Origin of the sequence: Bacillus cereus group sp. BfR-BA-01350, assembly GCF_022663775.1 — a bacterium.
Lineage (GTDB): Bacteria > Bacillota > Bacilli > Bacillales > Bacillaceae_G > Bacillus_A > Bacillus_A paranthracis.
On sequence record NZ_JAKUGD010000001.1, the window covers coordinates 792271 to 810085 of the forward strand.

Genomic DNA, 17815 nt, shown 5'->3' on the forward strand with positions numbered 1-17815 from the left:
AACATGCTTTTTTATTAAAGGAAACCCATGTAATTTTAACGTCCTAATCCGTTCCAATAAAAAGAAACGATTTCTTGTGCTAATTCATCTATATTTGTAAGAATAGGATTGTCATTTTCATCTTTAAAATTCCCAATTGATAATAAAGATACGAATGCATGAGCGGCAAATTTAGGGTTTCCTTTTTGGATTTCTCCAAGTTGCATCGCTTTATCGAGTGCTTTTTCTAATACTTCATACATGCTATCTTCAGCTTTTTTTAATTCTTTTAATTGTTCTTCAGATAAAGATAGTTTTGCATCTTTCATAAAATTTTTCATATCGATATCCATTGTGGCATGTAAGTAAACTTTAGCAAAGTCCAATAATCTTTCTTTTAAAGTCTTATTTGTAGAAAGGATTTGCGACATATTCTCACGTATACGTACCATCATTTGAATCATAGTAGCGGTAAATAAATCTGCTTTTGTTGAATAGTAATAGTAGACGGTTGCTTTCGTAACACCACAAACTTTTGCTACTTCCTCCATAGAAACGACTTGATAATTTTGAGTAAGAAATAACCGAGTTGCAACTTCTAAAATGGTTTCTTTTGTAGATTTTGTATTTTTATTTTGACGAGGCCTTCCAAGAGGGCGTTGTTTTTGTTCCAAATCCATTCGCTCCTGACATGTATTGTTTAGATAATTATAACATAATTTTTATTCATTCTTGATTAATTAACCGACCAGTATATATAATTAATAGTGGAGGAAAAAAGGAAGGTGGGTTTTTTATGAAAAAGCACCCGTTACATATGTTAGGGAGGCTTGTAGCAGGGAAAAATACGCAATGGATCACTTTATCGGTATGGATTCTTATTACATTATTACTTTCATTTACGTTACCACAAGTAAATAGTACGAAAGAACCGAACCCGAAAAATTTACCCGAAACAGCTATGTCGCAGCAAGCGGAAGCACTTATGAAAAAAGAGTTTCCGAATAATGCAGGGAATCCTTTATTAGTAGTATGGTATAGAGATGGTGGATTACAGTCGCAGGATTATAAACTCATACAAGACGTTTATAAAGAGTTAAAAGCTAGTCCTTTAAAGGAACAATCAACGTTACCACCATTTGATACAATCCCGGAACAAGTATTATCAAAAAGTGCATCAAAAGATGGTACATCATTTGTTACACCAGTATTCTTTAACAAGTCAGCTGGAACAGATATATTAAAAGGAAATCTTGATGATTTAAGAAAGATAGTGAATAGTAAGGTGGATGTAGATCCATTTAAACAAAAAATAAGTGATTCTGGATTACATGTTCGATTATCTGGACCAGTAGGCATTCAAACAGATGCAGTTAGTTTGTTTAGTCAAGCAGATGTGAAATTATTAATTGCAACTGTATTACTCGTATTAGTCCTATTAATTTTACTGTACCGTTCGCCAATTTTAGCAATTTTACCTTTACTTGTTGTTGGCTTTGCATACGGTATTATTAGTCCGACGCTTGGGTTTTTAGCTGATCACGGATGGATTAAAGTAGATGCACAGGCGATATCAATTATGACTGTACTATTGTTTGGTGCTGGAACGGATTATTGCTTATTTTTAATTTCGAGATATCGGGAATACTTGCTAGAAGAAGAAAGTAAATATAAGGCATTGCAACTTGCAATTAAAGCTTCTGGCGGAGCAATTATAATGAGTGCGTTAACAGTTGTACTTGGATTAGGAACATTATTACTTGCTCATTATGGTGCCTTTCATCGATTTGCAGTGCCATTTAGTGTAGCTGTATTTATAATGGGAATTGCTGCTTTAACGATTTTACCAGCATTTTTATTAATTTTCGGTAGAACTGCATTCTTCCCATTTATACCGAGAACAACTTCGATGAATGAAGAATTAGCAAGAAGGAAAAAGAAAGTAGTAAAAATTAAAAAATCAAAAGGCGCCTTTAGTAAAAAACTTGGAGATGTTGTAGTACGAAGACCGTGGACAATCATTATGCTCACTGTATTTGTATTAGGTGGATTGGCATCATTTGTACCACGTATTCAATACACATACGACTTATTAGAATCGTTTCCTAAAGATATGCCTTCACGCGAAGGGTTTACGTTAATTAGTAATCATTTCTCAGCTGGTGAACTAGCGCCAGTAAAAGTTGTTGTTGACACGAAAGGAAAAGAGCTTCCTATAAAAGAAGAACTAGAGAAATTTTCTTTTGTAAATACAGTTAAAGACCCAAAAGAGGGTAAAGAAAATAAGCAAATACAAATGTATGAGGTTTCCTTAGCTGAAAATCCATACTCAATTGAAGCGTTAGATCAAATACCTAAATTGAAAAACAGTGTAGAAAAAGTATTCAAAGATGCTGGGATTAGTAATGCAGAAGATCGACTATGGATTGGCGGAGAAACAGCTTCATTATATGATACAAAGCAAATTACAGAACGTGATGAAGCGGTTATTATTCCAGTAATGATTAGCATTATAGCTTTATTATTACTTGTTTACTTACGATCAATTGTTGCGATGATTTATTTAATTGTAACTGTTGTATTATCGTTCTTCTCGGCACTAGGAGCAGGGTGGCTACTACTTCATTATGGTATGGGAGCTCCGGCCATTCAAGGTGCGATACCGTTATACGCATTCGTATTTTTAGTTGCTTTAGGGGAAGATTATAATATCTTTATGGTCTCAGAAATATGGAAAAATAGAAAAACACAAAATCATTTGGATGCAGTAAAAAATGGTGTTATACAAACAGGTAGTGTCATTACATCTGCAGGTTTAATTTTAGCAGGAACTTTTGCAGTGTTAGGTACACTTCCAATTCAAGTGCTCGTTCAATTTGGTATTGTAACAGCAATTGGCGTATTACTAGATACGTTTATTGTAAGACCATTACTTGTACCGGCAATCACAGTTGTGTTAGGCCGCTTTGCTTTTTGGCCAGGAAAACTTTCAAGAAAGAGTGAAGAAATACAAAAAGTGGATGCATAGTTGAAAAAGCCAAGGATATTTTCCTTGGCTTTTTCAATGTAATTAATTTTTTGAAGTCAAATCATCAGTTGCGGCGTGATCAGCATCTTCAATTGTTGTTTCTGGCATTCCATATAAGCCATTCATTGCTTGTTCTTCGATAGTAAGATTTGCAGTATTATCATTTTGAATAGGTGTAGCGTTTTCGGTAACATTTTCTTTTTTATTTACATTTTTGTTATTCATGTGTGAATCCTCCAAATTTCATTTGATTTACCTATAGTATGTGGATTGATTTCCAGAAATATGTGAATTGACTCTTGCAGATGTTATATAATTAAATAAATAATTAGGGTGAAATATAAACAGTTAGGAGTGAACAATTATGGTGAAAGCAAGAAAATTAGCCTTCTAAAATAAAAAGAAAATTTTAGGAGGCTATTAAAATGAAGTTTCACGTAATTGATAGAGAAAATTGGAATAGAGAGCAGTATTTTGAACACTATTTAGAATTAAAATGTACGTTTAGTATGACAGTAAATGTTGATATTACGCTTTTGATAAAGAAAGTACATCAAAAGGGAATTAAATTTTATCCGACTTTTATTTATATAATTTCGAGAATAATAAATAAACATAAAGAATTTCGAACATGTTTTAACGATGTAGGAGTTTTAGGCTATTGGGAGGAAATGATCCCGAGTTATACAATCTTTCATAAAGATGATAAGTCTTTTTCAAGTATATGGACGGATTATTCAAGTGATTTTCGCATTTTCTATAAAAATTATGAAGAAGATATAAGATGCTATGCTAGTGTTCATGGTCTTTTCACGAAAGAAAATTTTCCGCCTAATGTATTTCCGATTTCTAGTATACCTTGGACTAGTTTTACTGGATTTAACCTTAATATTAATAATGATGCTGATTTTCTATTGCCAATTATAACTTGTGGGAAATATTTTAACGAAAGAAACAAGGTTATGCTACCAGTTTCATTGCAAGTACATCATTCGGTTTGTGATGGATATCATGCAAGTCGATTTATAGAGGATTTACAGGATTTAAGTAATAGTTGCAACGAGTGGCTGAAATAAAAACTAATTTTAAATTATATACAAGTGAAAATAAATAATAGAAGAGATCATGTTTATATTGCATGGTCTCTTTTTTATTCATCTAAAGAACAGTGGAAAATATAGGTTGATTTGTAGTTTAATAATAAGTAGAGTGATTAATTTTAATTTTCTTTATTTTATAACTGTATTGTTTACAAAAATATTATCTTGTAATAATAAAGGGGAAAACAAAAATGACAATAATATCTATAGAAAAAGCTACAATTTTAGATGCAGAAAAGTTAACAGAAATAATGACAAGAACATTTGATGAAGAAGCAGAACGATGGTTATGTGGTCAAGGTGATGTTATTGACTATAACATCCAACCACCAGGGTATTCTTCAGTAGAAATGATGAGATATTCAATCGAAGAATTGAATTGTTACAAAGTGATAATGGATGGAAAAATAATCGGGGGAATTATAGTTACGATCTCAGGTAAGTCATATGGCCGAATTGATCGTATTTTTGTAGAGCCTGTTTATCAAGGGAAAGGAATTGGATCGAATGTTATTAAATTAATAGAAGAGGAATATCCAAGCATAAGGATTTGGGATCTTGAAACATCTAGTAGACAACTTAATAATCATCATTTTTATAAAAAAATGGGCTATGAAATAATTTTTAAATCTGATGATGAGTATTGTTATGTAAAAAGAATCACTGTAGAGTCAGCTGAAGAGAACCTAATAAAAAATAAAAATATAAAAAACAGCCAATATGAAAACTGTAATTTAGCAAATACAGAGTATTATCAAGTGAATTTAAAAAACAGTGCATTTATTGGTAGTAATATAATGCATATGAATATGAGTAATTGTAATGTAAGCCAATCTAAGTTTAGAAATATAAATTTTAAAAGATCTTTATTTGCAGATTTAAATCTTTCTGGCAGTAAATTTAGTTTGGTGACTTTAGGTGGAGTTCAATTTAAAGATACAAGTCTTGGAGATGAGAAGGAACCTATTTTATTTGATAATTGTGATTTACAAGGTAGTGTAATACATAATAGTAACTTGAAGAATATTGAAATAGAAAATTGTGATATAGCCGGTATGAAAGTAAATGGTATTCCAATGGAAAAGCTGCTTGCATTATATAATAAAGTAAAAAGTTAACCTAATGTAGATAAGTTTGTTCGCAAATCTAATATTATGCCGAAATAATTATATAAAAATAACATAAAGAAATAAAGGAGAGAAGGGGTTTCATGCAGGAGGCTAGAATGAATATATGTATTGTTAAGAATATGGAGGGAAGAAAATATGACGATCAAAGTAAGAGCAGTAGAAATACAAGATGCCAGAGCGATTCACCGTATATGCATACAAGATGACGTTTTACCTTATATGGTTTTCTTACCTAGCATGCGTGTAGATGCGATGGAAAATAGAATTCGAAATTTAGCACCAAATCAATTTGAATTTGTCGCAGAGTATGATGGGGAAGTTGTAGGATTTGTTGGGTTAACCCAAAATCCTGGACGTAGATCTCATTCGGGTGATTTGTTTATAGGGGTAGATAGTGAATATCATAATAAAGGCATTGGAAAAGCACTTCTTACAAAAATGCTTGATTTGGCTGATAATTGGTTAATGTTAGAGAGAGTAGAACTAGGTGTTTTAGAAACGAATCCTAAAGCGAAAACTCTATATGAAAAATTCGGATTTGTAGAAGAGGGAGTAAAGATAGGAAATTTGAAAGCTCACGGAAGGTTTATTAATGAAATTATGATGAGTCGTTTTAGACCTGATGGTTTAATTGTACATAATGGATAGTAAAAGCATGACAGTATAATGTCATGCTTTTTTATTAGAATTTGGTTGTAATAAAAATAATGCAAGACCAATAAAAATAACTGTAATGCCTAGTCCTTGTTGTAAAGAAATAGTCTCATTTAATATAAAGTACGCTAGTATACAAGTCCCAATTGTTTCTCCTAAAATGCTCATGGAGATTACAGTAGCACTCATCCATTTTAATAACCAATTAAAAATCGTTTGCCCTAAAATCGTAGCAATAAACGCCAAACCAATAAAGCATAGCCAAGTTTGTGTAGAGTAATGGATAAAAGATTCGTGTTTCATATAAGCAAATATACCAAGAAAACAGGCGCTACTTCCATAACTAATGAGCGAATACGGTATAAGTGACAAATCTTTACGAACATATTGGCTAATGAAAAAGTATGCGGTAATAATTCCTGCCGCAATAAATGCTAAAATATCTCCGTATAAGGCTTCCCCGCTAATTTGGAAATCTTGCCAGCCAATGATGATACTTCCTGAAATAGCAATGAGACAACCGATAATCGCGCCTCTCGTAAACCTTTCCTTGAATAAAAAATAACCACCAATCATTGAGAATAAAGGTTGTAACGTTACGATAACAGTAGAGCTTGCTACAGAAGTATATTGTAACGATTCAAACCATAGTACATAATGTGCAGCTAAAAATAGCCCAGAAATGAATCCGAATCCCCATTGTCTTCTTGTTATTGTTTTTAGTTCGTTTCGATTGTTTCGATTAAAAAGTAATAATGGCAACAGAATTAATGCAGCGAAAAATAATCGATAAAAAGCAATGATAGTTGCAGGAGCATCTGCCAATTTTACAAAAATCGCTGAAGTTGATAAGGCGAATACACCGAAAAATAAGATGCAATATGAAAGAATAGGTGATTTCAAAGTTTGTCCCTCCGATAGATTGTCTATTATAATTAACTAAATACGATAAAATGTACAAAGGTAAGTATATAAGTCTCGGAGACGATAGAAAAGGATTATTTGCCTTTGTTTAGTAAGTCAACACAAAAGCGATGAAATATATATTATGATGGACGAAGGAAGGATTTACTATGATACATGATAGGCTTGGACAAACTGTATTAAGTTATCGTAAGAAAAATAAGATGACAATTCGCGAATTTGCGGATTATGCAGGAATTAGTACTTCATTAATTAGTCAAATTGAACGAGGACATGCGAATCCCTCGTTAAGTGTATTGGAATTAATAGCGAAAGCGTTAAATGTACCGCTATTTACACTATTTATTAATGAGATTGATACAGATTCACTCATTTCTAAGAAGAAAGATAGAAAGAAAGTATATCGAGAAAATAACGATCACATCGTATACGATGTATTAACACCTGATTTTATGAAAGCGCGTATTGAAATGTTAATGATGGACCTAAATAAACAAGCAAATACAACGGAAAATCACTATTCACATGAAGATAAAGAAGAAATTGCTGTTGTTATGAAAGGAGAAGTTTATGTGGAGTTAGAAGGAAAAGAGTACTTCTTAGAAGAAGGAGATGTTGTACGTATCCCGCCAAATGTGAAACATCGTTTTTTGAATAAAAGTGATGAATCCAATCATATTTTATTTGTATTGACGCCATCTTTAGGATGAGTATAAAGTGATTTTTATTACGGGGAATAAAAAGATGGAAAATAAAACTGTTTTAAAAGGTGGCTTGTCAATTGATTGGGATTTTGGACATGTCTTTAAATTCTCATATAGTTACTTTGATCATATTAAGAGGGCTCCAAAATATAAAGATATAACCTTAGAGAAATTCCGATTTGTTATGAATACGTAATGAAGCCTAATGGTCTGTATTAAGGTATAAAAATATAAATTTATTTGTTGTTAGTATATTATTTTAAAATATGTAAGATTTTACATGAGTATTTTACTTTTACTAATTATGTAAATAGGCTATACTAAAATACATACATTTTAGTATTGGAGAGAGAAGTAAAACGACATGGAATTAGTGAAATTGGAAAAAGTAATTGAAATAAAGAAAGAAGAACTTTTATATTTAGTATCAGATTACGGAATTCAACATGAAAAAGTATTGGCATTAAGTCAAGAAATAGACAAATTAATTAATTACTTTATGTTTTTAAAATAGGAAGAACTATGACATGATGTGAAAATGTTATAGTTCTTTTTTATTTGGAAATTCAGATGTATATTCTATATACTAATAATAGATGGAATATTCTGTTTTATGAGAGGGGAATATATGATATTACATGCACACATTTCAGGTGAAGGAGAACCAATTGTACTTTTACACTCTGGAGGTATGACAGGTTTAGTAGAATATGAAGAGCAGGCAGCACTTTTTGGAGAACAAAATTATCAAGTTATTCGTCCTGATTTAAGAGGGCATGGAAAATCAGGGGGGACATTGGAGAATTATTTCCTACGTTCTGCACAGGATTTATATGATACGTTAGAGCATCTACAAATTGATAGATGTCATATAGCTGGTGTTTCACTAGGAGGATTAGTCGCTTTATTATTTGCAAAAAAGTATCCAGAGAAAGTGAGAACATTAACTTTTTCAGGTATATTTCCAGTTAAGAGGGATAATTGGGAAGAGTCTCTGGAGTATGAAGCGAAGTGTCATCAGCAATTGATGAAAAATGAAGAAGTTATAACGTATATGAATCAAATTCATGAAAAAAGTGATTGGAAAGCATTGCTTGAATCGTGGCAAGTTAAAGATTGGTATCCTTTCGATGAAACTGGTGATGTAGCGAATCTTCAAATACCTACACTCTGTATTGTTGGGGGAGATTCAGAAGATGAAGTTACAGCTGCTACAACGTTCAAACAATTAAACGGAAATATTCATATTGCCGTTATTCCGTTTGCCGATCATTTAGTACATAATGATCAACCGAAAATTTATTCGGATATATTGTCTAATTTCTTACAGAATGCGCAAGTTGCTAGTCGAATATAAGGACTTTTGGGTATAATAATAAAGGAATTATTAATTGTATCGGTTAGGAGCGCAATACATATGAAAACAGTTGTTGTTATCGGTGGAGGTATAACGGGACTTTCTACTATGTTTTATTTAGAAAAATTAAAAAAGGATTATAATATAGATTTAAATTTAATCCTTGTAGAAAAAGAAGAGTACTTAGGTGGGAAAATCCATAGTGTAGAAGAAAAGGATTTTATTATGGAATCCGGAGCAGATTCTATCGTTGCTCGTAATGAACATGTCATGCCGCTTATAAAGGATTTAAATTTAGAAGAAGAAATGGTGTATAACGAAACGGGTATTTCTTACATATATTCTGATAATACTTTACATCCAATTCCTTCTGATACTATATTTGGGATACCGATGAGTGTCCAGTCGTTGTTTAGCAGTACGCTAGTATCAACGAAAGGGAAAATTGTTGCTTTAAAAGATTTCATAACGAAAAATAAAGAGTTTACGAAGGATACTTCTCTTGCTGTATTTTTAGAAAGCTTTTTAGGGAAAGAGTTAGTAGAAAGACAAATTGCTCCGGTGCTTTCAGGTGTATATTCTGGTAAATTGAATGAGCTTACTATGGCGTCTACACTACCGTATTTACTGGATTATAAAAATAAATATGGAAGTATTATTAAAGGTTTTGAAGAGAATAAAAAGCAGTTTCAATCAGCAGGAAATAAAAAGTTCGTATCATTTAAAGGTGGATTATCTACGATTATTGATCGTTTAGAAGAAGTGCTGACTGAGACGGTTGTTAAGAAGGGTGTTGTAACGACAGCTGTAAGTAAACAAGGTAATCGCTATGAAGTCTCCTTTGCAAATCAAGAATCAATCCAAGCTGATTATGTTGTTTTAGCAACTCCGCATGATATCGCAGAAACTTTATTACAGTCTAATGAGTTAAACGAGCAGTTTCATACATTTAAAAATTCATCACTTATAAGTATTTACTTAGGATTTGACATACTAGATGAACAATTACCAGCGGACGGCACAGGATTTATCGTAACAGAAAACAGTGATTTACATTGTGATGCTTGTACATGGACAAGCCGGAAGTGGAAACATACATCTGGAAACCAAAAGCTATTAGTGAGAATGTTTTATAAGAGTACTAATCCGGTATATGAAACGATTAAAAATTATAATGAAGAAGAACTAGTACGAGTCGCTTTATATGATATTGAAAAGAGTCTCGGAATTAAAGGTGAACCAGAAGTAGTTGAAGTGACAAAATGGAAAGATTTAATGCCGAAATATCATTTAGAACATAATCAAGCAGTTCAAACATTACAAGAAAAAATGACGGATCTATATCCTAATGTATACTTAGCAGGTGCCTCATATTACGGTGTCGGTATTGGTGCGTGTATTGGAAATGGAAAGAACATTGCAAATGAAATCATTGCAACATTAAATGAACCGACAAATTAATATAGCATACATATATAAATAAAATGTCCCTCCGTTATGCTGGAGGGACATTTTATTTATTTCACTTGAATTGAGATCTTTTTATTCGTTGTATGATTCTCAGTAATCATTAATGTTATGTTACCGGATTCTTTAAATGAATATGATGAGAGTTGGTAAAGCTCTTTTATACCATGTTTCTCTTTTAATTTATTGGCAGGAAGTAATGTTATGTTCGGTTTCCATGTTTCCTGTTTACCTGAAGGATAGTTTACTATTATTTCTGGATTATTTAATTGCATTGGTTTCCAAGAGGCAAAATGTAGCTTAACTTCTGTATCTTTTTTTAGTAATTCTTCTGAGAAATATCCAAGCTCTCCAACGTTACCGAAAACAGTAAAGTTTTGATTTTGTAATGTGATATCTAGATGTTTAGGTTGATATGTTGCTGCGTGATAGATTCCATATGAAAGAGAAAGAGTAGCGGCGATAAAAATGCTGATTAAAAATGTTTTAAAGCTATTGCCTTTAAAACTAGTCATCATGAATGAGTTTGGAGTGAACTTTTTTGCGAATAAAAATATGAGTAATATGAGTAAGAGGGATAAACCGATGAATATATACATAGAAAATATCACCTCCATAACAAAATTTATTTTAACTATATTTTACCATAAATGTATGGGGTAGGGTGTTGTTTTAGAAGGGAAAAGTGAGTATGGAATAAAGAGATGATCAGTGTACTATGATCATCTCTTTATTTTTCGCATCATGTAAATGCAAGAAGGGTTACTCTTAGTTCGTATTGAATTAAGAGGGTAGGCTACTCTTGAAATATTTGATTAATGGGACATTGAGGACTTTCCTAATTATAAATATGTTTTCTGCTATAATGAATAAGTAGAAAGAAAGGAGTGATCCTATGGCATTTCCTATATTAGAAACAGAACGTTTGCGTTTAGTTGAAATAGAACAATCTTATTGTCAAAAAATATATGAAATCTTTTCATTGGATGAGGTAACGTGTTATTACGGTATGAATTCTTTTACAGAGTTTGGACAAGCTTCACGTATGATTGAATCTTTTTCAAAAAATTACTTTGAGAAAAAGGCAATACGATGGGGGATTGTATTAAAAGAAACAAATACTTTAATAGGTACAATTGGATTAAATAATTTACAATTATGGAGTAAACGATCTGAAATTGGATATGACTTACATCCTCGTTATTGGGGGAATGGTTATGCGTCAGAAGCAGCCAGGGAAATTATTCGTTATGGATTTCAAGATTTAGGCTTATTTAGAATTGGTGCTATTACATACCCTGAAAATGTTACTTCTTGTAAAATGTTATGTAAAATAGGTTTTCATAAAGAAGGATTATTACGTGGATATATTCATCAAGGAAATAAGCAACATGATGCATTATTGTATTCTATAGTTCGAACGGATGTTGAAGATTTAAATTTATAATAAAAAACCCCTCTTAAATAAGAGGGGTTAAGTAAAAATTAACCTAACTTAGGTAATAAACGTTCTCCGCTTTTCATGCTACTTTTACATAAAGGGCATTTAGGCTCTTCTTCAAATGAAAAGTTCTTTCTCATCCATCCTAAACAATCCTCTGCTTCACATTCCCAAACAGGGGTTTGTTCTGGTGGTACTTCTGCTACATCGTTCTTTCGATTGCGATACATGTAACCACTCCTTTTATGTAAAAAAATTTAGTTATATATTAAAAAGGTTGTTAACCGTGCTGGTAACAACCTTTTTATTGTTTGAATTATAGCTTTACAACGTTTTTAGCTTGAGGTCCACGGTTACCGTCTTCAACTTCGAAGCTAACTTCTTGACCTTCGTCAAGAGATTTGAAGCCGTCGCCAGTGATAGCTGAGAAGTGAACGAATACGTCGTTGCCACCTTCAACTTCGATGAAACCGAAACCTTTTTCGCTGTTAAACCATTTTACTTTACCTGTTAATGTCATGGTAATGCCTCCTAAAAATTAAAAAGATTACAATATGTTCGGCCTTATTTGAATGAAAAATAAAATTTCACATATTATCAAAAACCCATAAGGAATATAAAATGTTCCTGATTGATACTTGATAATATGCAAAGAAAATATACTGTTAAATTGACCTTAATTACTATCTTACAACAAATGGTGGGAAATAGCAAGTGCTGGTAATACCAGTCTGAAATAGGATGGTAAAAGACACAAAAACATCTCTTTTATTTATATATTATTCCTAATTTTGGTTTATGCAAAATCATGTAAAAAATGGAGTGAAATATTATTAATAGGTCACTTGTGGTAAAATATGGTTGTTAACTGGTGGGAATTAAATATTAATAAAGGAAAAGGAGGAAAGAGAGTGAAAAATAATTCATTTAAAATAATTGAAGCAGCAAAAACAGGGAGAAAAAAAGTCCATCCAATCTTTGCCGTAATATTAGCCATTATATTTTTGACTTTAGGTGAACTATTTATGTTGTTTATGTTATTTTTACCGAAAGTTGAAACAACATTCATGAAAGGGATTTATGATAATATTAGAATGTTGTTAACATTTGGAGGAGCTATACTCATTTTATTTATATGGATTCGTTTTGTAGAAAAAAGGCCATTTTCATCCATTGGTTTTTGGAAAGAGAAATGGATGAGAAAGTATTTAAAAGGTGCGTTAATAGGGTTTGTATTTATTTCAATACCAGTTATTTTGCTGTTACTAATGGGAAGTGTAAAATTACAAGTACAACATATTACCTCAACAGTAATAGTAGGTATATTAGGATCCTTAGTTGCATTTTTAATACAAGGGGCAACTGAAGAAATTATTGTGCGAGGTTGGTTATTTCCGGTTCTTTCTATTAGAGGTCGTATATGGGTTGGAATAATTGTTACTTCTTTTTTATTTGGATTTCTTCATCTCCTTAATCCGGGAATTACAATATTATCTATATCGAATATAATATTAGTTGGAGTATACGCAGCTTTATACGTATTAAAAGAAGATGGTCTATGGGGAATATGTGCATGGCACTCAATTTGGAATTGGGCGCAATATAATGTATATGGTTTCGCCGTTAGTGGTACAAATGTGTATTCCACTCCGATTTTTAAGTCTATAACAAATGGACCAGAAATATTGCATGGAGGCAAATTTGGTATTGAAGGCAGTATCATTACAACAATAATGCTCTCCATCGCTTCAATTGTTTTATGGAAACAGTTATGGGGGAGAAAAGCGAAACAAAGAGATTTTAGTTAATGAAAGAGGGAGAAACTATGGGGATTATAGCGTTCGAGGGAGCAAGTGCGGTTGGTAAGAGCACAACGTGTCGTGAGTTAGAAAAGAATTATGGTGCTTATATTATACCTGAAGTGAATTTATTATTTGAAAGACCAAAAAATGAACATAGAACATGGTATTTTGAAAAACAAGTAGAGCGCTGGAAAATAGCAATGCAGAAGTCAGAGCAATATAAATTAATAATACTTGATGGAGACATTTATCAGCCGCTTAGTTATAATTGGTGTTTCCATTTTGAAATATTTGATCAGCCATTATCTTTAATAGAAAACTTTTATAAAGAAAAGCTGATACATAGGGAAATTGGTTTTCCTGATCAATATTTTTATTTATATACGAATGATGAAGAACTTAGAAAACGGAAAGAATCTGACGAGACAAAAAGAAGAAGAAACTTTGAAAAGCATTTACATATATCAAAAGCGTTTCAACGTTATTATGAAAATTTAAATACCGTTACAGACGGGTACTGTAAATTAATTGAGGCAAAAAGTGTAAAAACGAATGAACTAGAAATTGTAAATAACTTAAACAGTTTACATGTGTGTGAAGAGAGTCGTTTTGATGTTTCGAGATTAGATGCGATTACGAAGTGGTTAAAAGAAAATCGCGCATAAAAAGAACGAGTACCTTATAAGGTACTCGTTCTTTTTATGCATATTGAATATGTAAGTTCGTTTCATAAATTGTTTTTAAAATTTGTAAGTTTGCTTGTTCATTTTTATGAATAGCATTTTTATATTTAGGTAAGAAAAGTTGAGAAGGATAAACTGGGAGTTCACCGGAAATATCAATACCATAAATAGATTTATTCATAATTAGAGAATGAATAAATTGTAAAAGTCTAGATAATTTCATGTGCCCTTGATCCCAATTGGTAATAGTAACTTTTGGATCTAAAACATCTTTATCAATGCTTACATATATTGTTTCTGTATGAATATGTGAAAGTATTGTATGTATGGATACTTCATGTGATATATCAATTGGAAAAATTTCTACGTATGGACAATCATTAGAATGAATTGTAAGAGAAGAAGGCCCAATAATGATTACCTTCTTTAAATTATCATTATTTCGAAGAGAAAATGATACCCAAGATCCACAGGAAATAAGAGTCTGTTCATTCGCTCCCTGTAAGTTCATATCAGTATGATGATCAAATAGTATAAGGGTAAAAGGCTTGTTTATTTCTTCTAATAATAAATGAGATACATAATGATAATTTCCAGAACCTATAAAAGTAATTCCTTTATTCTTTCTACGATTTAATGCTCTTTTTATATGCATTAAAGAAGTGTTTTCGCAATATAGATTTGCGTGTTCTAAATGAGTAAAATCAATATCTTCATGTGAATAAGAATGTAGTTTATTTTGTAATAAATACGTATCATCAAAGTTTAAAAAAGTTAAACCGTTATGCAATAAACTCATATTTATTCATCTCCTTTATAGATAGGCTAGCACATATTTTTATAAAATTAAAATGAAATGCTTAGAGGTGAAGTTGCATTTGAAAAAGACGGTGTTTTTTGACAGAATAATCTTTCAATTTATAAAAGAAAGAAATATAATATAAGGAAATACATATGTGGTTTAGGGAATAGAAAATATGAAATGAGATATGCGGGAGGAAACAAGCAAGATGAAAACATTCTTTAAAATAATTGGAATTATAGCTGGCATGGCGGTAATCGGAGTAGGTTTAACATATGGTATGCTGTATTATTTAAATAATAGTAAACCAGCTGCGAAAAAGGCATCACCAGCTGCTCCGGCAGCAGAAGTGCTGGCTGATAGTAATGTAAAAGCTGAAGATGCAAAGGTTTTAGAAAATGGCAATCATTCATTACCAAATAGCGGCTTTAATAAAAATTTTAAATGGACAGATGAGAAAATACAGACAGCGTTACATGAAATGGCACATCAAAAAACGAAAGCTGATCAAAAGTGGGGCTATATTTTTATTACACAAGAACGTATTGAAAGTTTACTTGATATTGTAAAGAGCAATGATCTAGTACAAGGAAAAACATATGCAGATATTTTAGAAAGATGGAAACAAGGGAAATATGAAAAAATGGACGCGGATCACAACAAGATTTGGAAATTACAAAGTGGAAATTTAGGCGAAGGAAAAGGTGTAATGTCAGAAGCCGAACAAAAAGAGTTAATTAATCAACTGTTTATGCAAAAAAGTACATATTCAGGCAGTAAATTAATTGCAGGTGGGGGACAGACTAATAAATAAGAGATATGTTGAAACACCTTTGTTGTCATTATTACAAAGGTGTTTTTTATTGACACAAGAAATAAATGGGAATATGATTCATATATGAAATAAATTAGAGGGGCTTAAATATACATATGAATAACAGAGAGCTTTACGGTAATATCCGTGATGTTTATCATTTACTACAAAAAAATCTAGATAAAGCAATTGAACAGTATGATATAAGTTACGTACAATTTGGAGTGATTCAAGTACTCGCAAAATCTGGGAAAGTATCTATGTCAAAGTTAATTGAAAACATGGGATGCGTTCCAAGTAATATGACAACAATGATTCAACGGATGAAGCGTGATGGTTACGTAATGACAGAGAAGAACCCGAATGACCAACGTGAAACGCTCGTTTATTTAACTAAAAAAGGTGAAGAGACGAAAAAGCAAGTCGATGTGCAATATAGTGATTTTTTAAAAGAGAATTGTGGTTGTTTTACGAAAGAAGAAGAAGGGATTTTAGAGGATTTATTATTAAAGTGGAAGAAGCACTTGAATTAAATATAGTAAAAATGTAACACTCTGTTACATTTTTATTTATATAAATACTTCATATGTGAAATGAAAAATAGTACAGTGAAAATTAAAGAAGGGATAATAATAAATAATTATTTCATATATGAAATAAAGGGGAGTTATATATGGAGTTAAAGTCAATGATACGTATTTTGGCAATTGTAGCTTTTTTTGTTGGATTAGATTCATTATTAGTGGCACCTTTATTACCAGTAATTACAGAAACAATTAGTATCCCTGATGGGAGTGGAGGGTTATTAATTACTATTTATGCACTTTGTTATGGAATAACTGCACCCGTATTTGGAATGATGTCTGATAGAGTTGGAAGGAAACGTATGATTATAATAGGGTTTATTATTTTTTCTATTTCTACATTTTGTACGGGATTAGCGAAGAGTTTTGAAATTCTTTTATTATTTCGCGGTCTAACAGGTTTATCTGGTGCGATGATTATGCCAAGTATCTTTGCATTAGTGGGAGATAAAGTTACATATGAGTCAAGAGGAAAAGCGATGGGAACGATTATGGGAGCAATGGTAGGTTCGACAGTCATTGGAGTACCTATAGGTGCATTTTTATCTGAAGTAGGAAATTGGCAATGGACATTTTATAGTATAGGACTTTTAACTTTATTTCTGACATTACTAATTAATCACATATTAAGAAATGAAAAAGAGAGAGATGATGTGCATGTTTCTTTAACGGAAACGGTGGATGCACCATTGAAAATGACTGTAGTAAATATATCAGTTTTATTTGCATTATTAGCAACTTTTCTATGGACAATTGGATTACACGGCATGTTTTCATACATAGGTGTTTATTATGGGGATAATTTTGGCCTTTCCGTTGGTGAAATAGGTATTGTAATCTTTTTGGCGGGAGTTGGTAGTGTAGCTGGTAATATTTTAGGTGGAAAGTTAGCTGATAAAATAGGAAAGAAGAATGTTATAGTCATTGCGAGTATTGTATCTTCAATTAGTGTAATGTTATTCTCGCTTTCCACAGGAAATCTAGTAATTGCAATTATTGTACATATTATTTGGAGTTTATTTATTGGATTTGGCCAAGCATCATTAACGGCACTAATTTCAGAATTAAAACCAGCTGTGCGAGGGACTGTAATGGCATTAAATAGCTCTGCCATGTATATTGGGATGACTATTGCTTCTGGCATAGCGTCACTTGCCATAAGTAATGGATTTCCGTTTTCTTCTTTAGGAACAATCTGTGCAATTGCTAGTTTACTTGTCCTTCCAATCATATTTGTTCTAGTTAAAGAAAAAACATCACCTAATAAAAAGAAGATGACTATATAAGTAGTAGTAAAGAAAACGTGGGTTGATATTCTTTAAAGGATTTCAACTCATGTTTTCTTT

Annotated in this window: 22 protein-coding genes; 15 read left to right on the forward strand and 7 right to left on the reverse strand. The window is 31.8% G+C overall.

What is annotated here, in order from left to right; translation table 11 throughout:
- Window positions 1-35 precede the first annotated feature (35 nt).
- Window positions 36-659, reverse strand: a complete 624-nt coding sequence (locus MR147_RS03990) for a TetR/AcrR family transcriptional regulator (RefSeq protein ID WP_074610272.1) — start codon at window positions 657-659, stop codon at window positions 36-38.
- Window positions 660-775: 116 nt separating this feature from the next.
- Between MR147_RS03990 and MR147_RS03995 the strand changes: the two genes are divergently transcribed.
- Window positions 776-3007 carry an MMPL family transporter gene (locus MR147_RS03995; RefSeq protein WP_074610274.1) on the forward strand — a complete coding sequence of 744 codons (2232 nt, stop codon included), beginning with the start codon at window positions 776-778 and terminating at the stop codon, window positions 3005-3007.
- Window positions 3008-3049: 42 nt separating this feature from the next.
- Here MR147_RS03995 and MR147_RS04000 read toward each other — a convergent pair whose 3' ends face one another.
- The gene (locus MR147_RS04000) at window positions 3050-3232 is read right to left on the reverse strand and encodes a DUF4021 domain-containing protein (protein ID WP_074610275.1); all 183 of its coding nucleotides are present in this window, start codon (window positions 3230-3232) and stop codon (window positions 3050-3052) included.
- 200 nt (window positions 3233-3432) lie between these two features.
- Between MR147_RS04000 and catA the strand changes: the two genes are divergently transcribed.
- The 3 genes from catA (at window position 3433) to MR147_RS04015 (ending at window position 5885) form a co-directional block, all read left to right on the forward strand.
- Window positions 3433-4083, forward strand: coding sequence for a type A chloramphenicol O-acetyltransferase (catA, locus tag MR147_RS04005; RefSeq protein WP_074610277.1), 651 nt, complete (start codon window positions 3433-3435; stop codon window positions 4081-4083).
- Between the two features lie 215 nt (window positions 4084-4298).
- Window positions 4299-5225, forward strand: a complete 927-nt coding sequence (locus MR147_RS04010) for a GNAT family N-acetyltransferase (RefSeq protein ID WP_074610278.1) — start codon at window positions 4299-4301, stop codon at window positions 5223-5225.
- A 147-nt stretch (window positions 5226-5372) separates the two neighbouring features.
- On the forward strand, window positions 5373-5885 hold the full coding sequence (locus MR147_RS04015) for a GNAT family N-acetyltransferase (protein WP_074610280.1): 513 nt from the start codon (window positions 5373-5375) through the stop codon (window positions 5883-5885).
- Window positions 5886-5906: 21 nt separating this feature from the next.
- Here MR147_RS04015 and MR147_RS04020 read toward each other — a convergent pair whose 3' ends face one another.
- A complete protein-coding gene (locus tag MR147_RS04020) occupies window positions 5907-6794 on the reverse strand; it encodes a DMT family transporter (protein ID WP_074610282.1) in 888 nt (295 codons plus the stop codon).
- A 170-nt stretch (window positions 6795-6964) separates the two neighbouring features.
- Between MR147_RS04020 and MR147_RS04025 the strand changes: the two genes are divergently transcribed.
- The 5 genes from MR147_RS04025 (at window position 6965) to MR147_RS04045 (ending at window position 10337) form a co-directional block, all read left to right on the forward strand.
- Window positions 6965-7525, forward strand: a complete 561-nt coding sequence (locus MR147_RS04025; RefSeq protein WP_000581022.1) for a helix-turn-helix domain-containing protein — start codon at window positions 6965-6967, stop codon at window positions 7523-7525.
- Between the two features lie 7 nt (window positions 7526-7532).
- Entirely contained in the window at window positions 7533-7715 is a 183-nt protein-coding gene (locus tag MR147_RS04030) for a hypothetical protein (RefSeq protein ID WP_074610283.1), read from the forward strand.
- A gap of 168 nt (window positions 7716-7883) precedes the next feature.
- Complete coding sequence (locus MR147_RS04035) at window positions 7884-8033, forward strand: aspartyl-phosphate phosphatase Spo0E family protein (RefSeq protein ID WP_000424361.1); 150 nt, start codon at window positions 7884-7886, stop codon at window positions 8031-8033.
- A 114-nt stretch (window positions 8034-8147) separates the two neighbouring features.
- Window positions 8148-8876: an alpha/beta fold hydrolase gene (locus tag MR147_RS04040; protein WP_074610285.1), complete on the forward strand. Its 729-nt coding sequence runs from the start codon at window positions 8148-8150 to the stop codon at window positions 8874-8876.
- 60 nt (window positions 8877-8936) lie between these two features.
- Window positions 8937-10337, forward strand: coding sequence for a protoporphyrinogen oxidase (locus tag MR147_RS04045; protein ID WP_074610286.1), 1401 nt, complete (start codon window positions 8937-8939; stop codon window positions 10335-10337).
- A gap of 56 nt (window positions 10338-10393) precedes the next feature.
- Here MR147_RS04045 and MR147_RS04050 read toward each other — a convergent pair whose 3' ends face one another.
- Entirely contained in the window at window positions 10394-10942 is a 549-nt protein-coding gene (locus MR147_RS04050) for a hypothetical protein (protein WP_074610287.1), read from the reverse strand.
- Between the two features lie 296 nt (window positions 10943-11238).
- Between MR147_RS04050 and MR147_RS04055 the strand changes: the two genes are divergently transcribed.
- Window positions 11239-11790, forward strand: coding sequence for a GNAT family N-acetyltransferase (locus tag MR147_RS04055; protein WP_000885380.1), 552 nt, complete (start codon window positions 11239-11241; stop codon window positions 11788-11790).
- A 38-nt stretch (window positions 11791-11828) separates the two neighbouring features.
- Here MR147_RS04055 and MR147_RS04060 read toward each other — a convergent pair whose 3' ends face one another.
- Together MR147_RS04060 and cspD are read right to left on the reverse strand one after the other, a co-directional pair.
- A complete protein-coding gene (locus tag MR147_RS04060; RefSeq protein WP_000286198.1) occupies window positions 11829-12014 on the reverse strand; it encodes a cold-shock protein in 186 nt (61 codons plus the stop codon).
- Window positions 12015-12100: 86 nt separating this feature from the next.
- Window positions 12101-12304, reverse strand: coding sequence for a cold-shock protein CspD (cspD, locus tag MR147_RS04065; RefSeq protein ID WP_000176368.1), 204 nt, complete (start codon window positions 12302-12304; stop codon window positions 12101-12103).
- Between the two features lie 391 nt (window positions 12305-12695).
- Between cspD and MR147_RS04070 the strand changes: the two genes are divergently transcribed.
- Both MR147_RS04070 and MR147_RS04075 read left to right on the forward strand, forming a co-directional pair.
- A complete protein-coding gene (locus MR147_RS04070) occupies window positions 12696-13592 on the forward strand; it encodes a CPBP family intramembrane glutamic endopeptidase (protein ID WP_074610289.1) in 897 nt (298 codons plus the stop codon).
- Window positions 13592-14251 (forward strand): nucleoside/nucleotide kinase family protein, encoded by a 660-nt coding sequence (locus MR147_RS04075; protein WP_139302902.1) that lies wholly within the window; start codon window positions 13592-13594, stop codon window positions 14249-14251. The genes MR147_RS04070 and MR147_RS04075 overlap by 1 nt, the downstream gene beginning before the upstream one ends.
- A 34-nt stretch (window positions 14252-14285) precedes the next feature.
- On the opposite strand, the gene MR147_RS04080 is transcribed toward MR147_RS04075, so the two are convergent.
- Window positions 14286-15068 carry an arginase family protein gene (locus MR147_RS04080; protein ID WP_074610290.1) on the reverse strand — a complete coding sequence of 261 codons (783 nt, stop codon included), beginning with the start codon at window positions 15066-15068 and terminating at the stop codon, window positions 14286-14288.
- Window positions 15069-15279: 211 nt separating this feature from the next.
- On the opposite strand from MR147_RS04080, the gene MR147_RS04085 reads away from it, so the two are divergent.
- From MR147_RS04085 to MR147_RS04095, 3 genes are all read left to right on the forward strand, one after another.
- Window positions 15280-15885, forward strand: coding sequence for a PRK06770 family protein (locus tag MR147_RS04085; RefSeq protein ID WP_074610292.1), 606 nt, complete (start codon window positions 15280-15282; stop codon window positions 15883-15885).
- A gap of 116 nt (window positions 15886-16001) precedes the next feature.
- Window positions 16002-16418, forward strand: coding sequence for a MarR family winged helix-turn-helix transcriptional regulator (locus tag MR147_RS04090; protein ID WP_001065033.1), 417 nt, complete (start codon window positions 16002-16004; stop codon window positions 16416-16418).
- A gap of 140 nt (window positions 16419-16558) precedes the next feature.
- Window positions 16559-17755: an MFS transporter gene (locus MR147_RS04095; RefSeq protein WP_074610293.1), complete on the forward strand. Its 1197-nt coding sequence runs from the start codon at window positions 16559-16561 to the stop codon at window positions 17753-17755.
- Window positions 17756-17815: the final 60 nt, after the last annotated feature.